2 protein-coding genes and 1 pseudogene are annotated in these 3,525 nt (G+C 43.1%); all 3 read right to left on the bottom strand.

Going from position 1 to position 3,525, the window contains the following annotated elements:
* Positions 1–248: 248 nt before the first annotated feature.
* A complete protein-coding gene (locus IM515_RS15085) occupies positions 249–551 on the bottom strand; it encodes a hypothetical protein (protein WP_002790995.1) in 303 nt (100 codons plus the stop codon).
* A gap of 181 nt (positions 552–732) precedes the next feature.
* On the bottom strand, positions 733–3,255 hold the full coding sequence (locus IM515_RS15080; RefSeq protein ID WP_287627294.1) for a glycogen/starch/alpha-glucan phosphorylase: 2,523 nt from the start codon (positions 3,253–3,255) through the stop codon (positions 733–735).
* Positions 3,256–3,453: 198 nt separating this feature from the next.
* Positions 3,454–3,525 (bottom strand): annotated as a pseudogene (locus IM515_RS15075) (RNA-binding protein); the annotation flags it as partial.

The following is a 3,525-nucleotide window of genomic DNA, read 5'->3' as shown; positions in this document are numbered from 1 at the left end:
AATCATAGTCCATCATTCAATCATTATAATCATAGTTTAGACATTGGATTGTCTAAAAACAACCCAATCATAGTCGCTCATTCAATCATTATAATCATAGTTTAGACATTGGATTGTCTAAAAACAACCCAATCATAGTCGATCATTCAATCACTCTCAATCATAGTTTAGACATTAGATTGTCTAAAAACAACCCAATCATAGTCGATCATTCAATCATTATAATCATAGTTTAGACGGTATTGCAATTAAGGATTACCCGAAATAACAAACCTACCCACTGCCACTAAAAACCCTCCTACCGCCGTAATTAAAATACCAATTAATGTCCAAATTTGAGCCTGTTGTGAACCTTTAATTGCCTTAACATCTTCCCTAACCGCATTGATTTCTCCTCGTAGGGAATTAATCTCCACCTTTAATACCTGTCTTTCCCCCTTAGCTTCTGTTAACTCAATTTTGATGTCTGTAACATCTTTTTGTAAATTCTCTAATTTGTGATTAATTTGGGCTAAAATTTCCCCTAGGTTTTGTTCAATTATTACTGACATTTCTATTTTTCCTCATAATCAAAAAGCTCCCCGCATCATTCACCCTAAAACTCAAAATTGTTAAGCCAGTTTTTGGATAGCAAAGAATAATAAATTTTATCGTTTTCACAAGGCATTTTTGGGGACTACAGTTCCAAAATTCGGGCTAGTCAAAGACTAAACCCGAACTTGACCGAGTTTTTTAATCCTCTAAACTAATCTTGACCGGATTAACTTTCCAAATCTCTTGACAATACTCCCAGATTGTGCGATCGCTAGAGAATTTGGCCATACGAACCGAGTTAAGAATCGACATCCGCGTCCACTTGTCTCGATCGCGATAAGCTTCACTTACCTGTTCCTGACAATCAGCGTAGGATTGATAATCAGCTAAAAGCATATACTGGTCATCGTAGAGGAGAGAATCAACGATCGGCCTGAATAATTCTGGGTCACCATGGCTAAAATAACCACTCTTAATTCGATCGATCACTCCCTTCAATTCGCGATTATTTTTGTAATAGCTCATCGGTTCATAACCGTGTGCTTTCTTAGCATAAACTTCTTCTGCTGTCAAGCCAAAAAGGAAGAAATTTTCTGCCCCTGCTTCCTCGCGAATTTCGATATTAGCGCCGTCCAGAGTCCCAATGGTGAGGGAGCCATTCATGGCAAACTTCATGTTACCAGTTCCAGAAGCTTCCTTACCCGCCGTAGAAATCTGTTCGGAAAGATCCGCCGCTGGATAGATGCGTTGACCCAAAGAAACGTTAAAGTTAGGCAGGAAAACCACTTTTAAACGACCTCTGACATCAGGATCCTTATTCACAATTTCAGCCACAGCATTAGTTAACTTAATAATTAACTTCGCCATAAAGTAGCCGGGGGCTGCCTTACCACCAAAGATAAAAGTGCGCGGCACAATATCGATCTGAGGGTTCTGTTTAATGCGATTATAAAGGGCGATAATGTGCAGAACTGCCAGATGTTGGCGTTTGTATTCGTGAATCCGTTTTACCTGCACATCGAAAATCGAATTAACATCCACCTCAATATTGCGGGTTTTCAGCATATAAGCCGCTAAATCGGCCTTATTCGCCTGTTTAATTTCATACCAACGCTGACGAAATTCAGGATCATCAAGGTATTGTTCCAGTTTTCGCAATTCCTTCAGGTCTTTTAACCAATTATCGCCGATTTTTTCGGTAAATAGTGCCGATAATTGGGGGTTGCTCAATAAAATCCACCGGCGCGGGGTGACACCATTGGTTTTATTGTAGAATTTTTCTGGCCAGAGCATGGCAAACTCTTTCAGGGTGTCTTTTTGCAGTAACTCGGTGTGTAAAGCGGCAACTCCGTTAATCGAGTGACTACCCACACAGGCTAAATTAGCCATGCGAATTTGTTTATTACCCCAACCAGCTTCTTCAACTATCGACAATTTGCCCAATAATTCCTCGTTATCGGGAAACCAAGTCCGCACATCGTCGAGGAAAAAGTGATTGATCAGGTAGATAATTTCTAGATGTCGGGGCAGCAATTTCCCGAGCAGATCCGCCGACCAACGTTCTAGGGCTTCCGGCAATAGGGTATGATTGGTATAAGCGAAGGTTTTTTGGGTAATTGTCCAAGCTTTTGACCATTCTAAGCCGTTTTCATCCACTAACAAACGCATTAACTCAGCGATCGCAATGGCGGGGTGAGTGTCGTTCAGTTGAATAGCGGCGGTTTCGTGGAAATTTTGCAGATTTTTGTGGCTTTTTAGGTGAATGCGAATTAAATCTTGCAGGGAAGCGGCCACAAAAAAGTATTGTTGGGCCAGACGTAATTCGCGACCGGCGGGGGTGTTATCGTTGGGATAAAGGACTTTAGAAATGGTTTCCGCGTCCATTTTTTCAGCCACGGATTGATCGTATAACCCGGCGTTAAAAGCCTCAAAATTAAACGATTCACTCGCTTCTGCTTTCCAGAGACGCAAAGCGTTCACCGTGTTGGTTTTATAACCCGGGACGGGGGTATCGTGGGGAATGGCTAAAACCCGACGTTCCGGCAGCCATTGTACCCGTTCCTGTCCCTTATCATCGTGATAGATTTCCGTCCGTCCCCCCAGTTTTACTTCCACACTTTCATCGGGACGGGGTAATTCCCAAGGATTGCCGAAGCGTAGCCAGTTATCGGGGATTTCCACCTGCCAACCGTTTTGGATCATTTGATGGAAAATGCCAAATTCGTAGCGGATACCGTAACCGATGGCGGGAATTTCCAGGGAAGCCAGAGAATCAAGGAAACAAGCCGCTAAACGCCCTAAACCGCCGTTTCCGAGGCCGGGATCTGGTTCCTGTTCGATAATTTCCTCAAAATCAAGACCTAATTCCTCGATCGTGTCTTTCATTAGGTCATAAATACCCAAATTAGCCAGATTATTACCTAAATACCGCCCCATGAGAAATTCGGCCGAGAAATAGCAGACGAGTTTAACTTTTTCTTGTTTGTAGGTGTCGGTGGATTTCAGAAAACGACGCAGCAGGCGATCGCGAACGGTGTAGGCAAGGGCGACATAGTAATTGTAGGGACTAGCATTAGTGCGGTTAACCCCTTGCAAATAAAATAGATTGTCCAGAAAAGCCCGTTTTAGGGTTTCGGGACTCATGCCCGTGCGATCATCTTCAACTAAAGTGGGGCATTGAAGTGCTTCAGGCCCATCAGCTAGGGTATAGGTTGTCTCCATGGGTTTTTGTTGTCCATATATTCGGGAGTCGATCGCCGATCAGACCTGATGACGATATCCTTTATAGTTTACTTGTTACCTTTTGGAGAGACTCAGACATTTAGATTTCTATTGGTTTTGAGGGGAGCAGCGATCGCAATTGCCGACAAAAAAAGGGTGAACCCTGTCCACCCTCCCACAATTATTCACAAAAAAAGCTTAATAGCGTTTTTTTCTGTCACCACCACCACCATTGAAGGGCGCACGCTCTTCACGATCGCGGGCCTCGTT

Origin of the sequence: Microcystis sp. M44BS1, from assembly GCF_020244875.1 — a bacterium.
GTDB classification, from domain to species: Bacteria; Cyanobacteriota; Cyanobacteriia; order Cyanobacteriales; family Microcystaceae; genus Microcystis; species Microcystis panniformis.
Note: the sequence above shows the minus strand (reverse complement) of the source record. Positions and strands in the feature narration are given on the sequence as shown.